Raw genomic sequence first — 19,767 nt, forward strand, 5'->3', positions numbered from 1 at the left:
GACGTAGCGTCCGCCCGCCATCGACAGGTGGGCGGGCGGGCGTGATCGTCCTTTCAGGACCGGAGTACGGCCACGCCGCGCGGCGCGACGGTCACCGTCTCGACCGACCCGTCCCGTTCGCCGAGCAGGTCGACCGCCGGGCGGGGAAGCGGCACCGTCGCCGGCTCGGCACCGTGGTTGAGCAACAGCAGGTAGGACCGGTCGTCGCCGTGCCGGACCACCGCCTGCACCCCGTCCGGCAGGTCGGGCAGCACCGGCTCCGCCCCGGCCTCGGCGCGGGCGCGGTCCAGCACCGCCCGCATCATCGCCGGCTCCGGGCGGGTGGCCAGATACCAGGCCAATCCGGCGCCGTACCGGTGGCGGGTTACCGCCGGCCGACCGGCCAGTTCCCCGTCGGCGAAGGTCGCCACCGCCTCCGCCCCGGCCAGCTCGACCCACTCCGACCAGACCGTGCCGGTGTGCCGCCGCGCACCGAGCTCCAGTGCGACGGTGCCGTCCGCCGGCAGCGGCCAGAACTCGTCCACCCGCAACCCGAGCAGGTCGCGGAGCGGCGCCGGGTAGCCGCCCTGGTACGCCCGGTCGCACTCGTCGACGATGCCGGTGAAGAAGGACACGACCAGGTGCCCGCCGCCGTCGACGTACCGGCACAGTCGCTCGGCGACGTCGGCGGACATCAGGTAGAGGTTCGGCACCACGACCAGCCGGTACCCGGACAGATCCGCGGTCGGCGGCACCACGTCGCAGCTCACGTGCGCGTCGAAGAGCGGGTCGTAGTGCGCCTGCACCGTCTCCAGCAGGTCCAGCACGGCCGGGTGGGCGTCGGATTCCAGCGCCCACCAGTTGGTCCAGTCGTGCACCAGCGCGACGTCGGCCCGGACCCGGGTACCGGCCAGCTCGCCGACCTGGGCGATCTCCTGGCCGAGCGCCCGGATCTCCTGGTGCGTACGGGTCTGCGTCCCGCCGTGCGGCACCATCGCCGAGTGGAACTTCTCGGCGCCGCCGACCGCCTGCCGCCACTGGAAGAAGAGCACCGCGTCGGCCCCCTGCGCCACCGCCTGCCAGCTCCACAGGCGCATCACCCCGGGGCCCTTGGGCGCGTTGCGCACCCGCCAGTTCACCGCGCTGGGCGCCTGCTCCATCAGCAGCCACGGCTGCCCGCCCCGGGCCGAACGGACCAGGTCGTAGCCGAGGGCCGCCGCCGCGTGCGCCCGTGGGTCGTACGGGTCGGGATAGCTGTCCAGGCTGACCACGTCCTGCTCGGCGGCCCACCGGTACGAGTCGATCGGCTTGTGCAGCAGGCCGATGAAGTTCGTGGTCACCGGCGTGTCCGGGCTGTGCCGCCGGACGACGTCGCGCTCGGCCAGATAGCAGGCGAGGATCGCGTCGTTGCTGAACCGGGCGAAGTCCAGCTTCTGCGCCGGGTTGGCGAAGGTGGGTGCGGTACGCGGCGGCAGTACCTCCGCCCAGTCGCCGTACCGCTGGGACCAGAACGTGGTGGACCACGCCTCGTTGAGCGTGTCGAGGTCGCCGTACCGGTCGCGCAGCCAGTCGCGGAAGTCCGCCGCCGACACGTCGCAGTAACAGGCCCGCACGTGGCAGCCGTACTCGTTGCCGATGTGCCACAGCCGCAGCGCCGGGTGCCCGGCGTACCGGCCGGCCAACCGCTCGACCAGCCGGCCCGCGTATCCCCGGTAGATCGGGCTGGACGGGCAGTACTGCTGTCGGCCGCCGGGCCAGAGCCGGACGCCGTCGACCCGCTCGGGCAGCGTCTCCGGGTGGAGCCGGGCCAGCCAGGGCGGCGGCGACGCGGTCATGGTGGCGAGGCTGGCGCCGATTCCGGCGGCGGCGAGACCGTCCATCACCCGGTCGAACCAGCCGAAGTCGTACTCGCCGGGGCGCGGCTCGACGCTCGCCCAGGAGAAGATGCCGACCGAGACGAGCGAGACGCCGGTCTCGACCATCAGCTTCATGTCCTCGGCCCAGACGTCCTCGGTCCACTGCTCGGGGTTGTAGTCGCCACCAAACATGATCTTGGGCATGGTCATCGGACAGGCTTCCCCTTCGATCTTCGTACGGCGCGGAACCGCGGCTGCGGGGGCATGAGGTAGGACGTCCTCGGCGTTCGGGCAATCTATGCCGACGACCGGACGTCGTCAAGGCTCGGGCAAGGGTGCACCCGACTAGACGAGCGCGACGGTCGTCAGCCCCCGGGGAGCGGACGGCCCCGACCAAGCCCCGAACCCGCTGGGACAGGAAAGCGATCTAGCAAGACATCCCACGTCCAACATAGGATCTACGGCGCCAACTCTTTCCGAAGCAACGGAAGGTGCGACAACATGCCCGAAGGGAACCACCACCATCCCCGACCCGGCCCGACCTGGCGCTCTCGCGGTCGCCGCCTCCTGACCACACTGACCCTCAGCAGCCTCGTCCTCGGCACGCTGGCCGCCCCGGGGATCGCCGCCCCCGCACCCGACGGCCCCGCTCCGGCCGTCCCCGCGCCAGCCGCTCCCGCCCAGCCCTTCGTCGACGAGCAGGTGCTCTACAAGCAGGGCGACTTCGGGTACGCCTGCTACCGCATCCCGGCCGTGGTCCGGGCCACCAACGGCATGGTGCTGGCCTTCGCCGAGGGGCGGGTCAAGGACTGCGGCGACGACGAGGACATCGACCTGGTGCTGCGCCGCTCCACCGACGACGGTCGTACCTGGGGACCGTTGCAGGTGGTCTCGGAGGGCAACGGGAACACCCACGGCAACCCGGTGCCGATCGTCGACCGGCGTACCGGACGGATCGTCCTGGTCAGCACCCACAACGGTCCGGCACCCTGCCCCGACGGCTGCGACCGTGACCCGTACCTCCAGGTCAGCGACGACAACGGGGCGACCTGGTCGGCACCGCGCGAGCTGACCGAGGGCAAGCGACCGGAGTGGAACCACTGGTACGCCACCGGCCCGATGCACGGCATCCAACTGGAACGCGGCCCGCACGCCGGCCGCCTCGTCGTCGGTGCCAGCTTCGAGAGCTGGGACCGGGTCGGCCCGCACGTGTACGGCAGCCACCTGCTCTACAGCGACGACAGCGGTCAGACCTGGCAGATCGGGGCCGAGACGTCCCGCGACGACGGCTCGGTGATCGCCCAGGAGTTGACCGTGGTCGAGTTGGCCGACGGCCGGATCTACGCGTCCGCCCGGGAACGCGGCACCGACCCGGGCAGCCGGGCGTACGCGATCAGCAGCGACGGCGGCGACACCTGGGACGCGCCGTTCCGGACCGTGCCGGCGCTCGCGACCACCGACGTGCAGGCATCCCTGCTGTCGTTCAGCGATGACCGCATCCTCTTCTCCTCCCCGATGCACCCCAACGCCCGCGAGGCGATGGGCGTGCGTTCGTCGTACGACAACGCACGTAGCTTCGAGACCTGGAACGAGGGCAAGGTCTTCTACTGGGGACCGACGGCCTACTCGGACATGGTGCGCCTCGACGGTGACGAGGCGGCGCTGATGTACGAGGCGGGCGCGATCAGTCCGTACGAGTCGATCCGGTACGCGCGGTTCAACGAGGCGTACCTGGACACGCCGAACGGCACCCCGCCGAACCTCCCCGGGCCGCCGGCACCCGGGCCGACGACGGTCGACTCCTCGCCGTACCACAACCCGGCCTACGTACGCGGCGGCGCCGGGACCACCCCGGGGCGGTTCGGCAACGGGCTGGCACTGGACAGAGTGGACGATCGGGTGGAGGTACCGTTCGACAAGTCGATCGACCTCGGCGCGGGCGACTTCACGCTGACCAGTTGGATCCGATACTCGGCCACCACCGGCGCGCACTCCATCCTGTGGTTCTACCGGGTGAACCGGGGTACCAACCCGCCAGCACTGTGGCTGCGGGCCGAGCCGGCCAGCAACCGTATCCGGGCGATCCTCTCGGTCGACCGGTACAACGTCACGGTGCAGTCGCCGAGCGCGTACAACGACGGGAAGTGGCACTTCGTCGTGCTCCAGCGCGCCGGTGGAGAGCTCAGGCTGCTGGTGGACGGCGTCGAGGTCTCCTCGGCGGCGGCGCCGGCCGGCTCGGTGACCCTCGGCAAGGAGTTCGGCATCGACGGGCTGCACGTCGGACAGCGGCTGGACGGCGTGGACCGCTTCCAGGGGACGCTGGACGAGGTACGCGTCTACCAGCGCGCCCTGTCCGCCACCGAACTCGCCCTGGTCAAGGACCGGAACCTGCCGATCGGCGGAAGGCTCGGCCTCCGGCTCCCGCTCGACACCGTACGCTGACCGGCCGACCCCGCGTCGTCCTGCCGCGAAGCTGAGCACCACCGCACGACACACCGTGGACGAGGTCGGGTTCGACCTCGTCCACGGCCGCGTGCCGGATGGCTGGTCCGGTGATCGGCGCTCGGGTGCTCACCGGGTCGCACGCGTCCGGCGCGTGGCGACGTAGCGGCGGATCTTCTCGGCGGTTCCGCAGTCGTCCATGCTGCACCAGCGGCGACTGCGGTTCTTGCTCTCGTCGACGAAGACGAAGCGGCAGCCTCCACATCCCTTGATCCGGTCCAGCGAGCCCGTGGTGAGCAACTGGACCGCCGCGTGCACCACCGGCCGGAGCGGCCGGGCGAGCGTGCGGTCGTCCCGCCAGTCCCAGCCGAACGTGCTGCCACGCTCGAGTCGCGCGTGGCCGAGCGCATCCGCTTCGTCGTCCCGCAGCCGGGCGAGTACCTGCGCGCTCGGGCTCCGGCCAGCAGCCAGCGCGCGGAACACCTCGTCGAGGTCGTCGCGGGTACGCAGCGCTCGCTCGAAGGCCGCCCGCGTGCCGCCCGGGTCGCCGCGAGACAGCCGGCGCAACGCCGCCGCCTCCGCCTCGGTGAGGACGCCCGAATACCCGCTCCAGGCGACCAGTTCGGGGTAGCCCGTCAGCACGTCGTCGTCCGGGGACCCGACGGGTGGACCGGTGCGGGTGTTGACGAAGTCCAGGGCGAGGTTGCCGCCCACCAGGCGCATCCGCGTGACGTCCTCGACTGTTTCCATCGAAACCGACTTTACCAGTTGACCGGCGCCGGGAGCATCGCTAGCGTTTCCGCCATAACTTGTTTTGGAGGAAACGATGGGAGGGTCGGATGGGGCGGCGGCGGGCAGTGGGTGCGCTGATCGGCCTCTCCGGAGGGACGTTCCTCTACACCACCGCCGAGGCGCTGCCGATCGGCGAACGACTCATCCCACCCGGCGGCACACTATCGAGAGGCCAGGTAGGACATGGACAACCTCGCTGGCATCGGCGCCGCGCTGGCAGCGATGAGACCCGACGACGGCCGGCGATACGAGGGCTGTCTCATGCTCAGCGCGCTCCCGCAGGCACCAACCATCCCGCACCGCCGCACGTTCGCCGAACGGTTCCGCCGGCTGACGCACCGCTGGTTCAGAGCGCACCGCGGTCGACGAGACTGAAACTCGCGCTGGGGGTGGCGTCGCCGACCTCCTCGACGAACACCGCCTTGCGTTCGGTGCTCCACTGCACGAAGCCGTATGCCTCGTTGTAGATGTGATAGGTCCGCCGGTTCTTGTCGTCCCTGGCACCGGTGGGAGAGAGCGAGAAGAGCGTCGCCCGGGTGGGCACGCACTCGGCGGCAACCAGCGACGACGGCTTGTCCGGCGTGATCTTGACGCCGAGGCAGGTTTCCGGGTTGTCGGCGCGACCCTCGCCGCGTAGCGACCTGATCAGGTAATCCACGCCCGTCGGCACCAGGACGAACTGCGACCTCATGCCGGTGCCGTCGGCAGCCTCCACCTCGTACGAGTGGTAGTCCAGCGCCAGATCCCGGTCGATCTCCGCGAGATGGATCAGCGTACGCCGACTGCCCTGGAGGATCGAGGCGTCTGGGTCCGGGGCCGTCGACGTGGGCCGGGTGGTCGTCGGGCTCGGGGCGGCCGGCGCGGACGCCCCCTGGGAGCCGTCGGGGTCGTCACCGTCGGCGCCAGGAGAGTTGAGCCTGGCGAGGCCCGCGCCGAGCAGCACGACGAGGACCGCGGCGGCGGCTGCGGCAGTCAGGAGCCGTCTACGGCGCTTGCCATCGGGCCGGGCCGCGGTCTGCGCCTTCCCGGGACCACCGCCAGTCTCCCGGAACCCGTCGCGGGCGGTGCGGGCCGCCTCGGCAACCGCGGTGGTGACCCCTGCCTGCGGGGTGTCGCCGGCGAGCAGCACGTCGAGCAGTTCGCGCGCCGTGGGGCGTTGCTCGGGATCCTTGACGAGGGCCCGGTCCACCAGATCGCGGAGCGATCCGGGCAGCCCCGAGAGGTCGGGAGGCTGGGTGAGGATCCGCATCGCGGTGGCCGGTGCGGAGTCGGCGGCGAACGGGGTACGCCCGGTCGCGGCGTACGCCACCACCACGCCCCAGGCGAAGATGTCCGCGGCGGAGGTCACCTGGCGCCCGTTCTCGGGGTCGAAGCGTTCCGGCGCCATGTAGGCGACCGTGCCGACGATCTGGTCGGTACGGGTGTGCTGGCTGGTCGCTTCGAAGGGGCGGGCGATGCCGAAGTCGATCACCTTGATGCCGCCCATGGCGAAGAGCACGTTGCCCGGCTTGAGGTCGCGGTGGATCACCCCGGCACCGTGGATCGCGCTCAGCGCGGTGGCGATGCCGACGGCCACGCCGTGCAGCGCGGACGCGGGCAGTGGCCCCTGCTCCCTGATCACAGTGGCGAGACTGGGGCCGTCGACGTACTCGACGACGAGGTAGGGCGGGTCGTGGTCCGGGTCGGCGTCGAGTACCTCGGCGGTGGAGAACGGCGGCACCTGGCGGGCCCGGCTGACCTCGCTGCGGAAGCGGCCACGGAACTCGACGTCGGACGAGAACTCGGGCCGGACCATCTTGATCGCGACCTTGCGCCCATCTCGATCCCGCCCGAGGTAGACGGTGCCCATGCCGCCCTCGCCCAGCCGGCCCAGCAGCTCATACCTGCCGAGCCGGGTCGGCTCCCCCGGCAGCAGCGGCATGCTCATATCGAAGTCTCCCCTCGCCGCGGCGCCCCGCCTGCGGTAGAGACCCTAGCCGGACGAGGCTCGCGGGACGACAACCGACGCCTGGTACGCGGCCGTGCGCGACAGTCCACCCGCCACCCATGGGCGACGCACCGACGGCTGCCGGCTCCGTCGATGGTGCACCGAGCTTCCTCGTAGGCTGGGTCCCACACCTGCTGGACGGGAGACTGAGTTGACCGAGACGACGGTAGCCGAGGTGATGGCCGAACTGGCCGCGCTCGACGACCCGAAGGCACGCGAGGTGAACCGGAAACACGGTGACGATCACGGCGTGAACCTCGGCATGCTGCGGGCGCTCGCGAAGCGGCTGAAGACGCAGCAGGAACTCGCGCGCCAGCTCTGGGCGACGGCTGACACCGCGGCGAGACTGCTGGCGATCCTGATCTGCCGCCCGAAGGCGTTCGAGCGTGCCGAGTTGGACGTCATGTTGCGCGAGGCGCGTACCCCCAAGGTGCACGACTGGCTCGTGAACTACGTGGTGAAGAAGAACCCGTACGCCGAAGAGCTGCGCCTGGCCTGGTCCGCCGATCCGGATCCGGTGGTCGCGAGTGCCGGCTGGGCGCTGACCACCGAACGCGTGGCCAAGAAGCCCGAGGGCCTCGACCTGCCGGGGCTGCTCGACGTCGTCGAGGCGGAGCTGAGAGATGCCCCGGCTCGCCTCCAGTGGGCGATGAACCACTGCCTGGCTCAGATCGGGATCGAGCATGCCGCGCACCGCGCCCGGGCCATCGACATCGGCGAGCGCCTGGAGGTACTCAAGGACTACCCGACACCGCCGAACTGCACGTCTCCGTTCGCGCCCATCTGGATCAACGAGATGGTACGCCGACAGCACGCCAAGTAGGCACGTCCGCACCCACGCCACGTACGGCAGCCGCCGTTCGGGATCTTCGTCGGGACAGGTCGACCGACGTGACCGGCAGGGCGGCGACGGCAGCGGTGCCTCGCCCGGTTGGGCGGTGGCACCTTCGGGTGGGCCTACGGTTTGCGGACGATCCCGCACCACTGGTCGACCTCGACCGGCAGGCTGCCGTCGTCCTGCGGTTCGGGGCGCCACCGTGAGCACGAGACCCAGCCCGGTTCCACGACCTGAAGGCCGGTGAAGAACTCGGCGATCCGCTCGGGGGTCCGCAGCTTCAGTTTCGGCTGGGCGTCGATGTTCCACACCCGGACCGCTTCGGCGGTGGCCTCGCCGTTGACCGCCGTGGTGGTGTTCGCCACGGCCACGTAGCTGCCGGACGGCACCGCGGCCAGCAGCCGGTCGATGATCTGCTGCAACTCGTCGTCGTCGTTGATGAAGTGCATGACCCCGAGCAGCATGATCGCCACCGGCTCGGAGAAGTTCAGCGTGTCGGCCGCCCTCCGCAGGATGGTGCCCGGATCGTGCAGGTCGGCGTCGATGTAGTCGGTGGCACCCTCTGGGGAACTGGTCAGCAGGGCGCGCGCGTGTACGAGCACCAGGGGATCGTTGTCGACATAGACGATCCGCGCCGCGGGGGCCACCCGCTGCGCGACCTGATGGGTGTTGTCCTGGGTGGGCAGCCCCGTGCCGATGTCCAGGAACTGACGGATCCCCGCCTCGGCGACCAGGTGGTGGACGGCCCGCCCCAGGAACAGTCGGTCGGCGCGGGCCAACTCGATCACGACGGGAAAGATGTCCTTGACCCGGTCCCCGACCTCCCGATCCGCCGCGAAATTGTCCTTGCCGCCGAGCCAGTAGTTCCAGATCCGCGCCGTGTGCGGCACATTGGTGTCGAGTCTGGAGTTCGCCGACTCCCGGCCAGCGGAGTGCAAATCGGACATGTGTGCTCCATCGGGCCTAGCTGGGCACGGGTAAGGGCAAAAGCATGATCAGCATAGTGGAACCGCGCCCCCTTGCCCGATCCGGTCCGGCGGTCGGTTGCGAAGTCCGGGCCCGCGGGGACGACCCAGCAGACCTCAAGATGATCGAGGCCGGAGAAGTTGGGCAGCCCGGGACGAACGGGCAGTTGTGGGTCAGGAGGCGGTGGCGGGCTTCGTGGTGGGATCGGCCGACGTCGGGCGGCGGGTCAGGACCTGGGGGCCGGTAGCCGTGATGGCGACCGTGTGTTCGGAGTGGGCGGTGCGGGAGCCGTCGGCGGAGCGGATCGTCCAGCCGTCGGTGTCGAACTTGATTTTGTCGGTGGAGCGGCAGAACCAGGGCTCGATGGCGATGGTGAGGCCGGGGTCGAGCTTCAGGCCCCGGCGGGCGCGGCCGTTGTTGGAGACGTGCGGGGCCTCGTGCATGGTACGGCCGATGCCGTGGCCGCCGAACTCGGCGTTGACGCCATAGCCGTAGGAGCGGGCGACCTCGCCGATCGCGGCGGAGATGTCACCGAGGCGACCGCCGGGCTGGGCGGCGGCGATGCCGGCCTCCAGTGCCACCTCGGTGGCCTCGATCAGCTTCAGGTCGGCCGGGTCGGGGGTGCCGACGACGACGGAGAGCGCGGAGTCGGCGACCCAGCCGTCGATGCCGGCCGCCATGTCGATGCTGACCAGGTCACCGTCCCGCAGAACATAGTCGTGCGGCAGACCGTGCAGCACCGCGTCGTTGACCGACAGGCACAGTACGTTGCGGAACGGGCCACGGCCGAACGAAGGGGCGTAGTCCCAGTAGCAGGATTCAGCGCCGCGTTCCTTGATCCGGCGGCGGGCGTGGTGTTCGAGGTCCATCAGGTTGACGCCGACCGCGGCGACCCCGCTCAGCTCGGCGAGCAGTTCGCCGACGAACTGGCCGGCCACCGCCATCCGGCCGATCTCCTCGGCGGACTTGAACTCGATCACGACAGCCTCCCTTTCCGTCTGCGGTATTTTTATACCACGTCAGGTCACGGAGGCTCCGAAGGGATATCCTGCTGGCATGGTTCGCCAACCACTCACCGCCGAACAGATCGCAGCGGGCCAGCGCCTCGGGACCGCGCTCCGGGCCGCGCGGGCCGGCCGCAGCCTGGTCGAGGTGGCCCTGGCAGCCGGCATCTCCCCCGAGACGCTACGCAAGATCGAGGCGGGCCGCCTTCCCGCACCGGCGTTCGGCACCGTGGTCTGCCTCAGCCAGGCCCTCGACGTCCCCCTCGGCGACCTGGCCGACGTCTGGCTGGCCGAGATGCCCATCCGCCAGGCGTCCTAGAGACCAGCCGCCCACGCCGGCGGTGCAGTGCAAGCAGATACGCGGATCTGCCCCCGACCCGGCGCGCCCGGCGGCCGGATCAGCCCTTCAGACCGGTGTGGGCCAGGCCCTCGACGAACTGACGCTGGGCGATCACGAACACGACCAGTACGGGGATCGCGGTCAGCGACGCCGCCGATAGCTGCACGTTCCACATCGGACCGCCGTACGCGTCGACGAACTGGGTCAACGCTTGCGGCAGGGTGAACTTCTCCGGCGTGGAGAGGAAGACGATCGGCTCCAGATAGAGGTTCCAGCTATGCAGGAAGGTGAAGATGGACACCGCGCCCAGGGCCGGCCGGGACAGCGGCAGCCCGATGCGCCAGAAGGTCGCGAAGCGGCCCAGCCCGTCCAGCCGGGCAGCCTCCTCCAACTCGGCCGGAAGCGCCAGGAAGAACTGCCGCATGATGAAGGTGGCCAGTACGCTCGGAGCGCCCAGGATCGGCACCAGGATCAGCGGCCAGTGGGTGTCGACCAGGCCCGCCGCGTTGAACATCCGGAAGAGCGGGACGATCGTCACCTCGCTCGGAATCAGCAGGCCGAGCAGCACCACCAGGAAGAGGGCGTTCTGCCCGCGAAAGCGGATGCGGGCGAAGGCGTAGCCGGCCAGTGCGGAGACCGCGAGGGTGCCGAAGGTGACGACGACGGCGATATACGCAGAGTTCAGGTACTGCTGGGCGAAGGGCTGCGTGCTGAACGCGTCGCGGTAGCCCTCGAAGCTCACCGACGTCGGGACGAGGCTGGGCGGGAACGCGAAGATCTCCGAGACCGGCTTGACCGACGAGGTGACCATCCACCAGGTCGGGAAGACGAACGGGATGGCCAGCACAGAGAGCGTGCCGTAGAGGAGCACCTTCGTACGCGGCGAGAGACTACTGCTCATGGAAGACCCACCTCTTGCGCATCTGCCACTGCACGACGGTCAGGGCCAGGACGATGAGGAACAGGAGTACGGAGATGGTGGCCCCGTATCCGAAGTGGTGGAACTGGAACGCCTGCTGGTAGAGGTAGTAGACGAGGACCGTGGTCGACGAGCCCGGGCCGCCCTGGGTGAGCACGGCGATCTGGGCGAAGACCTGGAGTGAGCCGACCACCGTGATGATCGAGGTGAGCAGGATGGTCGGGCTGATCAGCGGTACCGTGATCCGGCGGAACTGGGTCCACCGGCTGGCGCCCTCGACCCGGGCCGCCTCGTAGAGTTCGCCCGGCACCCCCTGCAACGCGGCCAGGAAGAGCACCAGGTTGAGGCCGACGTTCTTGACGACCTGCACGACGATCACCGAGAGCATCGCGGTGAGGTCGCCGCGCAGCCAGTTCGGGCCGTCGACGCCGATCGTGTCCAGCAGGCCGTTGATGCCACCGTTGTCCTGGAGCAGGAAGCCCCACACGATGGTCCAGGCGACCAGTGACACGACGACCGGCGAGAAGAAGAGCACCCGGAAGAAGGCGGTGCCGCGCAGCCGCTGGTTGAGCAGTACCGCGAGGAAGAGCGCCAGGCTCAGGTTGAGCGCGACGAGCCCGACCGAGAAGAGCGCGGTCGCCCGCAGCACGCCGGGCAGGTTGGGGTCGTCGGCCATGGCCCGGTAGTTCTCCGCGCCGACGAAGTCGAACGTGTCGGCGAGCACGTTCCACTCGTGCAGTGAATACCAGACCACGAGGCCGAGCGGGATCAGTACGAAGAGCACGCTGCCGGCGAGCTGCGGGGCGATGAAGAGGTAGCCGGCAAGATGGTCGCGGCGACGGGTGGTCCACCAGCGACGCGTACCGCCCGGGGCGGGCCGGTGCGAGGTCCGGCCCGCCCTACGGTCGTCGGTCAGCAGTGCCATCTACTTGGCCAGCAGCGGGTTGATCGTGGTGCACACCCCGGCGAGTACGGTCGGCACGTCGGCGTCCGGCTTCCACAGCGGGTCGAGCGCCGAGCGGACCGCCTGGGAGAGCTCCGCCTGCCCGGTGTGGCTGGGCTTGACCACGCCGCTGGAGATGCCGTCGATCACGACCGCCTTCAACTGCTCCGGCTTGAGCAGCGGATTGGTCTTGGCGAGCGTGTCGGTGGTGAGTTGCGACGTACGCGGCGGCGGGAAGAACTGCGCGAGCTTCGCCGAGTTGGTGGGGTTGGTGAAGAAGGCGAGGAAGTCCGCCGCGGCCTCGGCGTGCTTGCCCTTCTTGAGTACGCCCAGCCCGCCCTGGCCGATCACCGCGTAGTTGCCCTTCGGGCCGGTCGGTAACGTGACCAGGTCCCACCCGAACTTGGTGTCCTTGAGCAGCGAGGCCCGGGAGATCTGGGTGATCGTCAGGCCCGCTTCGGCGGCGAAGAAGTCGGCGGTCGTACCCGGGCCGGGAAACGCCTTGTCGGTGAAGGTCGCCCGGTGCAGGAAGGTCATCGCCTCGACCATCTCCGGCTTGTCGAAGCCGCAGGTCTTCCCGTCGGCACTCCACGCCTCGGCACCCCAGCCGGTCCACACGGTGGAGAGGTTGTCCCAACCCTTGTAGTCGAAGTCGCGTACCACCAGTCCGGCCTTGCCGGTCTTGGCGTTGACCGCCGCGGCCAGCTTCGCCGCGTTCTCCCAGGTCCACTGGTTTGCCGCGATGAGTTCGGCGGGCGTCTGCTGCCCGGCGGCCTTGACCAGGTCGGTGTTGACGAAGATGCCGAAGGGCGAGGTGGAGAACGGGTAGCCGTACAGCTTGCCGTCGGTCTGCCACAGTTTCGTCGCGGCCGGGGCCAGCTCGTCGAAGTTGTAGCCGTCGGCGCCCTTGAGCGTGTCGTCGAGTGGCAGCAGCGCGCCCGACGAGACGAAGTCGGGTGCCGCGTTCTCCAGTACCCAGGCCAGGTCGGGCGGGTTGCCGCCGGCGATCTGGGTGGTGAGGGTGGTGGTGTAGCTCTCGAACGGGATCGCGTCGAAGGTGATCGCGGTGACGTTCGGGTGGGACTTCTTGTATTCGTCGGCGATCTCGTTGAAGAGCGTGACGTGCGCCTCGTTCGCCGACCAGGTGGTCATCCGCAGCGTGATCGGGCCCTCGTCGGCCCCGCCGCCCTGGCCGGAGCCGCAGGCGGTGAGGCCGAGCAGCGCCGCCACGGCGACCGCGGCCGTTGTTCGTGCTCTCATGGTGTTCCTCTCAGTAGCCCGAGACGTCGGGCCAGCGCAGCTCGACGCCCTCGGCGGTGAGGCGGTTCTGGAAGTCGGCCAGCAGGCCGGGGGTATCGCGCACGGCGGCCGGAGTGGTCCGGCGGGCCAGGCAGAAGTCGGCGAGCACGCCGGCGACCTCGCCGGCGTTCCACTCGACGGGGTGTAGTCGATAGGAACCGTTGGTGATGTGGGTGGTGCCGATGTTCTTCCCGCCCGCGATCAGGTTGCTGACCCGGCGGGGAAGCAGCGCGCCCAACGGGATCTCGAAGGGGCACGACGCGACGTCGATGTAGTTGTCGCCGCCGGTCGACGGGTGCAGGTCGATGCGGTACATGCCGACACCGACACTGTCCGGATAGGACGCCGCACCCTTGTCCCCGCGTACGGCCAGCGACAGGTCCTGCTCGACGACCGTGTACTGGGCACGGATCCGGCGGGACTCCCGGATGTACGGCGCCTGGGCGAGCCCGTCGGCGCTGCCGGTCACGTCGCCGCGCAGCCGCAGTCCGGGGAAGCCGGTGCCGCCGTCCGGGCGGGGCGCCTCGGTCTGCAACCAGTAGAGCATCGAGCGGGAGAGTTCCCGGGCCGCCGCGATGCCGGCCGCCGGGTCGGGCACGTCGACGACCGGCGCCTCGAAGTAGTCGATCTGTGGCCAGTTGACCAGGCAGATGTCGCTGTCGTAGAAACCCTCCCGGAAGTTGCGCCGGGCGGCGATCCGGCGGAACGTCCACAGGTTGCCGTCACCCGGGTTGCGCCGCTGGTCGGCCACGACCAGGGCCGGATCGTCGTCCGGGTTGGGGGTGAACGACCGCTCGGTGATCTCCAACGTGCGCGGGTGCGGCGCCCGGAACGACAGCAGCCGGTCGCCCCAGAACGGCGGCTGGTAGGCGCGCCAGAAGTCGTACCGCTCGGGCTTGTCGATCGTGTGGTCGCCGTCGACGTGGTCGACCGCGAAGCAGACCGAGACCGCCTGCATGTTGGCCGGCTGCGCCTCGTCGGGGGCGCTCGGCTCGCCGGTCTCGGCCCGCGACTCGAAGCCGGTGACGTACTCGGTGCCGGTCAGCGGGAGCAGCTCGCCGGTCTCGGTGGCGTCCACGACGTACGGCGCGGTGATGGTCACCTCGCGCCCCTCGTGCGCGACGGTCACCGCGGTCACCCGGTCGCCGTCCACGTCGGCGGAGAGCGCCCGGGCCGGTTGGAGGACGACCAGCCGACCACTTCCCCGGTACGGCGCCAGCATGCTCTCCAACACCGCCACCGCGACCCGCGGCTCGTGGCAGAGCCGGCTCACGTGTCCGGCGCCCGGGTTGAGGTGCCGGTCCGCGCGGGCCCGGGCGGTCAGCGGGTACCAGCGGCGGTAGTGCTCGCGGATGCCCTCCCGCAGGGTCCGGTAGGAGGCGGTCACGCCGAACTGCTCGACCCAGCTGTGCTCGTCCGGCGGTACGGCCTGGCTGGTGAGCTGGCCGCCGAGCCAGTCGTACTCCTCGGTCAGCACGACCCGGCGCCCGGCGCGCAGCGCGCCCAGCGCGGCGGCGACGCCACCGAGACCCCCGCCGACGACCAGCAGGTCGCACGTCAACTCTGACAACAGATGCCCTTTCCTTGCAGCGTGGCTGGTCATCGGGGTAGCGCCAGCGTGGTGCCCTCGACCTGTTCGCAGTCGAGGAGGATCTGCGGCGGGTGCTGCCGGCCGCGTCCGGTGTCGTCGTGGGCGTCCGCCCCGGTCCGGTCCCGCCGCTGTCCCCCGTCGGAGCGGGCCTCGCCGGTCTCCGGGCCGGGTGTGCCCTCGAGGAGCCTGGTGAGCACCTCGACCGCCTGCCAGCCCATCTGGCGCCGGGGGATGCGGAACATCGTGAAGTCCACATCGGAGGGCGCCGGCCGGGTCGGGTCACCGAGGGCCGCGAGGGAGAGGTCGCGCGGGATGTCCAGGCCGCGCTCGCGGGCCGCGGCGGCGATGGCGGAGCCGTCCGCGTACTCCTCCATCAGCGCGACCGTCACGCCCCGGGCGAGCAGCGAGTCGAGCAGTTCGGCCGGGGAGCGGTCCTCGACCGGCTCGTGGATGCCGGTGACTCCGGCGGCGGCGACGGCGGCCCGAAAACCGCGCTCGCGGTCGGCGTGCGACTCCGGCGCGGCCGGCCGGTCCTGGCCGTCGAGCCCGGTCTGCGGCGCCGGACCGACCGGCTGGTCGCCCTGCCCCACGTAGGCCAGGGTGCGGTGCCCCGCCGCGACGGCCCGCTCGACGATCGCCGCGGTCGCCGCCGGGTAGTCGGCGCCGACATAGGGCACCGGCCCGCCCGCGTCGTCGCGCCGGCCGACCGAGACGAACGGCTGACCCTCGGCGACCAGCCGGGCCAACTCGTCGCGGTCGAGCGAGCGACCGAGCAACACGCAGCCGTCGGCCAGCCGCAGCCGGTTGTCCTCGTGGAAGATCCGGCGCCGGCCGTCGACCACCGGGGCGCTGGTGAGGAGCAGGAGGTCGCAGCCGAGCGACTCGGCCCCCTCCTCGATGCCGACCAGGAACGGATGGTAGAAGTCGCCGGTGCCGACCGGAAACACCGGCTCGTACGTGAACACGCCGAGGATGCGGTTGCGGCGGGCGGCGAGGCGGCGGGCGATCGGGTCGGCGACGTACCCGGTGCTGCGGATGGCGTCGAGCACCCGCGCCCGGGTCTGCGGCGCGATCCGGACGTCGGTCTCGGCGCGGCCGTTCAGCACCAGCGACACCGTCGCCTGGCTCACGCCGGTCATCCGCGCGATGTCCTGTTGGGTCACGCGCCGGCTACGCGATTCAGTCACGCTGTGTGTTCACCCGTTTCGTGCTAATACGCATTACGTTTCCTTGGCGTGAACTGTAGTCACGGCGACCGCCCGCTCGTCAAGACCTTCGACCGAAGAAAGATCTCGGCAAAGTGCCGCCGATAATTCGTATTAGCGTCTTGACGCGGCTCGCCTGGCGGAGTTTGCTTCTCGACCAACGAGAGGCGTCCAGATCCGGGACGCCGGATCACCGAGGGTTACCGGAGGACCGTCCCATGGCCCGTACCCCTGAACTCCGCCGCCGTACCCTGCTCCGCGGCGCCGCCGCAGTCGCCGGTGGCACCGTCGCCGGGTTGAGCACCGCCGCCCCCGCGCTGGCCGGACCCGCCGGCTTCCCCAGCTACCGGTACGTGCGCGACGCGTTCACCGGACCGTTGCGTTACAACCCGACCGGCGAGTTCATCTTCCCCTGCGTCCGTGGGGTCTACGACAAGATCAGCAATCGGCTCGGCCGCTACTACCTCTACTACGGCCCGCACGACGCGCCCGGCGGGATCTGCCTGGCCTACGCGGACCGGCTGGAAGGGCCCTACACCGAGTACGCCGGCAACCCGATCGTCGACCGCAACCTGCCCGGCGGCGTGACGGTCAGCCACGTCGCATCGCCGCACGTGGTGTGGGACGCCCCGACCCGCCAGTTCTACCTCTACTTCCACGGCGAGAACTACACGACCCGGGTGGCGAGGTCGACCGACGGGATCCACTTCACCGACGAGACTCCGATCCTCTCCACCAGGCTGGTGCCGAACACCACGGAGACCTCGTACGCCCGGGTCTTCGAGCACTCGGTCGCCGGCAGGGGCAACCGGTACGTGATGGTCTTCATGGCCGTGCACACCATCGGCCCGGGTACCCGCAAGATCTTCTGGGGTTGGTCACCGAACGGCTGGAGCGGCTGGCAGTTCTCACCCACCCCGCTGGTCTCGCCCACCCCGGACGGCTGCGTCGACATCTCCGCTGCGCACCTGCTCAAGCGCAACGGCACGGCGTACCTGGCGTACCACGGCAACACCGGCAACATGTACCTGACCGAGGTGGGCAACAACTTCGACCGTGAGGTGCACCTGGGCGTCTTCCACCGCCCGATCGCCTCCGACAACGGGCGGACCGCGTCGCCCGCGTTCGGCACCGACGGCGGCGTGCAGTACATGCTCTACGAGGCGGGCCCGCGGCTGGACGCCCGGATCTGCGTAGCCCGCGCCGTCTGACGCTCTGGGCGTTCGCATGCGGCGGGAGGTGGTCCGGCAGCGGGTCGCCCTGGCCCGGTGGGCGACCCGGCCGTCCCGTGGTCAGTTCCCTTTCCCACAGAACTCGCTGCGTGACCCGGGCGGGCTCGGCCTTGTGCCGAGCCCGCCGCTCCAGCTCCTCCCGATCCTGATCGCGTGCCGCGACAACGCTCACCCGATTCGGCATACGCCGTCGTCCGCGAACGTCAGGAACGCCCGGGACGGACCTGCGTCACGCCCTCAGCGTTGCAGTGTGAGCAGACCCGGCCGGTAGGGCAGGAGGCCGTAGTCGCCGCCGGAGTTGGGGGAACGCCCCTGGTAGAGCAACTGGAGATTGCAGGGGTCGACGGTCATGGTCTGGTCGGCGTTGCTGCGGATCAGTTCGCCGTGGCTGATGTCGTTGGTCCAGGTGGCGCCGCTGTTGGCTTTGCCGGCGAAGGGGTTGCTCTCGGTCGCGGCCTGTGGTGTCCACGAGCCGCCGAGGCTGGTGGCCGTGAAGGAGCGGAAGTAGCGGCCCTGCGCGCCGATCGCCTCGACGAGCATGAGGTACCGGTTCTGGCCCTGGAGCTTGTAGACCTGAACCGCCTCGAAGAGGTTGTTCGTCGAGTCGGTCATGATCGTCGTGTAGTTCGAGCCGAAACTGCCCGGGAAGTTGCCGATCGGCATACTGGCCCGGTAGATCCGGCCATTGTCGCCGGCGAAGAACAGGTACATGTTCGTGCCGTCACCGATGAGGGCCTGGTCGATGGGTCCCGTACCGGAGCCGGAGATGCTGCCGGAGAAGAGCGTCTGCGGCGACGACCACCCGTTCGCATTGGTGGGGTCGCTCGACGTCCGGTAGGAGAAGGCGGGCCCACCCCACTGGTAGGCGAGGACCCAGATGTTGCGCGGGGCGAAGTAGAACAGTGTCGGCGCGACGGTGGAGGAGGACATCGCGTTCTGGCTGGCCGAGCCCATCTCCGACCAGTTGGAGAAGAGGCCGAAGTTCATCGAACCCCAGGACGTCCCCGTGTCGTGCGTGGTGGCGTAGACGAGGTGCCGGCCGTTGTAGGGGGTGTAGGTGAAGTCCTTGAGCGAGACCCACCCCGACCTCGGCTGCGCCAGCGGACCCGTTGACGTCCAACGGTACGACGACGGAAGATCGCATCCGCCTGTCGGCGGCGGCGTGGTGGGGTTGCCCCCACCGTCCACCCGGACGAGTTGCCACTGCTGGTTGCTGCCGTTCCAGTCGTCGTACTGCACGATGTTTCCACCGTCGGCTGTCGAGGCGCCCTGCACCTCCACCACCTTGTTGCTGTTCCGGTTGATCAACCGGACGTAGCCACCGTCCGAGTCGGCCAACCGGAACTGCTGGTTGGTCCCGTTGCCGTCGGCCCACTGCACGATGCTGGCACCGTTGGCGGTCGAGAAGTTGTAGACGTCCAGCACCTTGCCCGACAGCCGCGACCGCACCCGGTAGTAGCCACCGCCCGAGTCGACGAACTGCCACTGCTGCTGGTTGCCGTTGTTCCGGGCCCACTGGACGATCCGCGCACCGTCGTTCGTAGCCAGGTTGTACACGTCCAGGGCCTTGCCGCTGTTGCGGTTGATCAACACGTACCACGCGCTCGTGTCGACCGTCGCCGCCGACGCGGACGCCGGCGCGAACACGACCGCGGCGGTAGCGACGAGGGCGGCCACCACGGCGACGACGAGCGCGGACCGCCCGCGACGTCGCGGGACGCGGACCGTACCCTGACGAGCCGGTCCTGGAGCCGGCGTGACTGGTGGCGGCTGCGCCACGAGATCCATAGTCTTTCCCCTTCGCCCGAACCATCCGAGGCGCCGTGCGCCGCGGGTGGGAGTGGTGGCGTTCCGCGCAATCCCGGAGGGCACAGTAGAAACGCCGGGGTGCGTCCGTCGCTTCGGCGCGACGGCATGGACGGATGGATTGCCCGGCCATGCTGGTCGCCCAACGCACCGGCAACGCTCTGATCTGTCCTTTCCAGGTGCCGGAACCACACGGTGTTACCGCTAACATGACCGGCCACACTGCTTCACGGGCATCAAGTGAGACAGGGAGGAGCCGCTCAGGCGGATGTACGGCATATTGCCAGACTGTTTCGGGAGATTCAAGAGGCGGACATCAATGTGTTGGCCGGGGCGAGCATCCGAGGACCGATGAGGACACACTCCGGATAACGCGACCCGCACAGCAGTGACGGATAACCACTTTCCGCCGAAGAGAATCGGTTCGGTCGCCCAAGAAATCTGACCGCAATTTGTGTTATCGATGCCGGTTCCGCGCAGTCGCGACGCCCCAGGGCGCGGACGGGAACGGACGCGCCGATGGTGCGACCCGGAACTCGGGTCGCTACCTGCGGCTACCCCGCCCGCTCCG

15 protein-coding genes are annotated in these 19,767 nt (G+C 69.9%); 4 read left to right on the forward strand and 11 right to left on the reverse strand.

All coding sequences use genetic code 11. The features are described from left to right. Positions 1–53: 53 nt before the first annotated feature. On the reverse strand, positions 54–2,045 hold the full coding sequence (locus Pma05_RS04625; RefSeq protein ID WP_203856010.1) for a beta-galactosidase: 1,992 nt from the start codon (positions 2,043–2,045) through the stop codon (positions 54–56). Between the two features lie 291 nt (positions 2,046–2,336). Between Pma05_RS04625 and Pma05_RS04630 the strand changes: the two genes are divergently transcribed. Further along, on the forward strand, positions 2,337–4,277 hold the full coding sequence (locus Pma05_RS04630; RefSeq protein WP_203856011.1) for a sialidase family protein: 1,941 nt from the start codon (positions 2,337–2,339) through the stop codon (positions 4,275–4,277). 129 nt (positions 4,278–4,406) lie between these two features. On the opposite strand, the gene Pma05_RS04635 is transcribed toward Pma05_RS04630, so the two are convergent. Both Pma05_RS04635 and Pma05_RS04640 read right to left on the reverse strand, forming a co-directional pair. Continuing rightward, on the reverse strand, positions 4,407–5,027 hold the full coding sequence (locus Pma05_RS04635) for a CGNR zinc finger domain-containing protein (protein ID WP_203856012.1): 621 nt from the start codon (positions 5,025–5,027) through the stop codon (positions 4,407–4,409). Between the two features lie 388 nt (positions 5,028–5,415). Then, positions 5,416–6,996 (reverse strand): serine/threonine-protein kinase, encoded by a 1,581-nt coding sequence (locus Pma05_RS04640; RefSeq protein WP_203856013.1) that lies wholly within the window; start codon positions 6,994–6,996, stop codon positions 5,416–5,418. Positions 6,997–7,234: 238 nt separating this feature from the next. On the opposite strand from Pma05_RS04640, the gene Pma05_RS04645 reads away from it, so the two are divergent. Beyond that, the gene (locus Pma05_RS04645; protein WP_372441431.1) at positions 7,235–7,879 is read left to right on the forward strand and encodes a DNA alkylation repair protein; all 645 of its coding nucleotides are present in this window, start codon (positions 7,235–7,237) and stop codon (positions 7,877–7,879) included. A gap of 134 nt (positions 7,880–8,013) precedes the next feature. Here Pma05_RS04645 and Pma05_RS04650 read toward each other — a convergent pair whose 3' ends face one another. Together Pma05_RS04650 and map are read right to left on the reverse strand one after the other, a co-directional pair. Beyond that, positions 8,014–8,838: an SAM-dependent methyltransferase gene (locus tag Pma05_RS04650; protein ID WP_203856015.1), complete on the reverse strand. Its 825-nt coding sequence runs from the start codon at positions 8,836–8,838 to the stop codon at positions 8,014–8,016. A 192-nt stretch (positions 8,839–9,030) separates the two neighbouring features. Beyond that, the gene (gene map / locus Pma05_RS04655; protein WP_203856016.1) at positions 9,031–9,837 is read right to left on the reverse strand and encodes a type I methionyl aminopeptidase; all 807 of its coding nucleotides are present in this window, start codon (positions 9,835–9,837) and stop codon (positions 9,031–9,033) included. Positions 9,838–9,913: 76 nt separating this feature from the next. Here map and Pma05_RS04660 point away from each other — a divergent pair, with 76 nt between their 5' ends. Next, positions 9,914–10,180, forward strand: a complete 267-nt coding sequence (locus Pma05_RS04660; RefSeq protein WP_203856017.1) for a helix-turn-helix domain-containing protein — start codon at positions 9,914–9,916, stop codon at positions 10,178–10,180. A gap of 79 nt (positions 10,181–10,259) precedes the next feature. Here the strand turns inward: Pma05_RS04660 and Pma05_RS04665 are convergent, their stop codons facing one another. From Pma05_RS04665 to Pma05_RS04685, 5 genes are read right to left on the reverse strand one after another with little or no spacing between them, the layout of a single operon-like run. After that, entirely contained in the window at positions 10,260–11,102 is an 843-nt protein-coding gene (locus Pma05_RS04665) for a carbohydrate ABC transporter permease (protein WP_203856018.1), read from the reverse strand. After that, positions 11,092–12,045, reverse strand: a complete 954-nt coding sequence (locus Pma05_RS04670; protein ID WP_203856019.1) for a carbohydrate ABC transporter permease — start codon at positions 12,043–12,045, stop codon at positions 11,092–11,094. Before Pma05_RS04670 ends, Pma05_RS04665 begins: the two co-directional genes overlap by 11 nt. Continuing rightward, complete coding sequence (locus tag Pma05_RS04675) at positions 12,046–13,323, reverse strand: ABC transporter substrate-binding protein (RefSeq protein ID WP_203856020.1); 1,278 nt, start codon at positions 13,321–13,323, stop codon at positions 12,046–12,048. It lies immediately after the preceding gene. A 10-nt stretch (positions 13,324–13,333) separates the two neighbouring features. After that, positions 13,334–14,932 (reverse strand): FAD-dependent oxidoreductase, encoded by a 1,599-nt coding sequence (locus Pma05_RS04680; RefSeq protein ID WP_239311671.1) that lies wholly within the window; start codon positions 14,930–14,932, stop codon positions 13,334–13,336. Between the two features lie 29 nt (positions 14,933–14,961). Then, positions 14,962–16,140 carry a LacI family DNA-binding transcriptional regulator gene (locus Pma05_RS04685; protein ID WP_275414645.1) on the reverse strand — a complete coding sequence of 393 codons (1,179 nt, stop codon included), beginning with the start codon at positions 16,138–16,140 and terminating at the stop codon, positions 14,962–14,964. Positions 16,141–16,376: 236 nt separating this feature from the next. On the opposite strand from Pma05_RS04685, the gene Pma05_RS04690 reads away from it, so the two are divergent. Then, a complete protein-coding gene (locus Pma05_RS04690; RefSeq protein ID WP_203856023.1) occupies positions 16,377–17,369 on the forward strand; it encodes a glycoside hydrolase family protein in 993 nt (330 codons plus the stop codon). Positions 17,370–17,627: 258 nt separating this feature from the next. Here the strand turns inward: Pma05_RS04690 and Pma05_RS04695 are convergent, their stop codons facing one another. After that, on the reverse strand, positions 17,628–19,178 hold the full coding sequence (locus Pma05_RS04695; protein WP_203856024.1) for a non-reducing end alpha-L-arabinofuranosidase family hydrolase: 1,551 nt from the start codon (positions 19,176–19,178) through the stop codon (positions 17,628–17,630). Positions 19,179–19,767: the final 589 nt, after the last annotated feature.

Source organism: Plantactinospora mayteni, assembly GCF_016862935.1.
GTDB classification, from domain to species: domain Bacteria; phylum Actinomycetota; class Actinomycetes; order Mycobacteriales; family Micromonosporaceae; genus Plantactinospora; species Plantactinospora mayteni.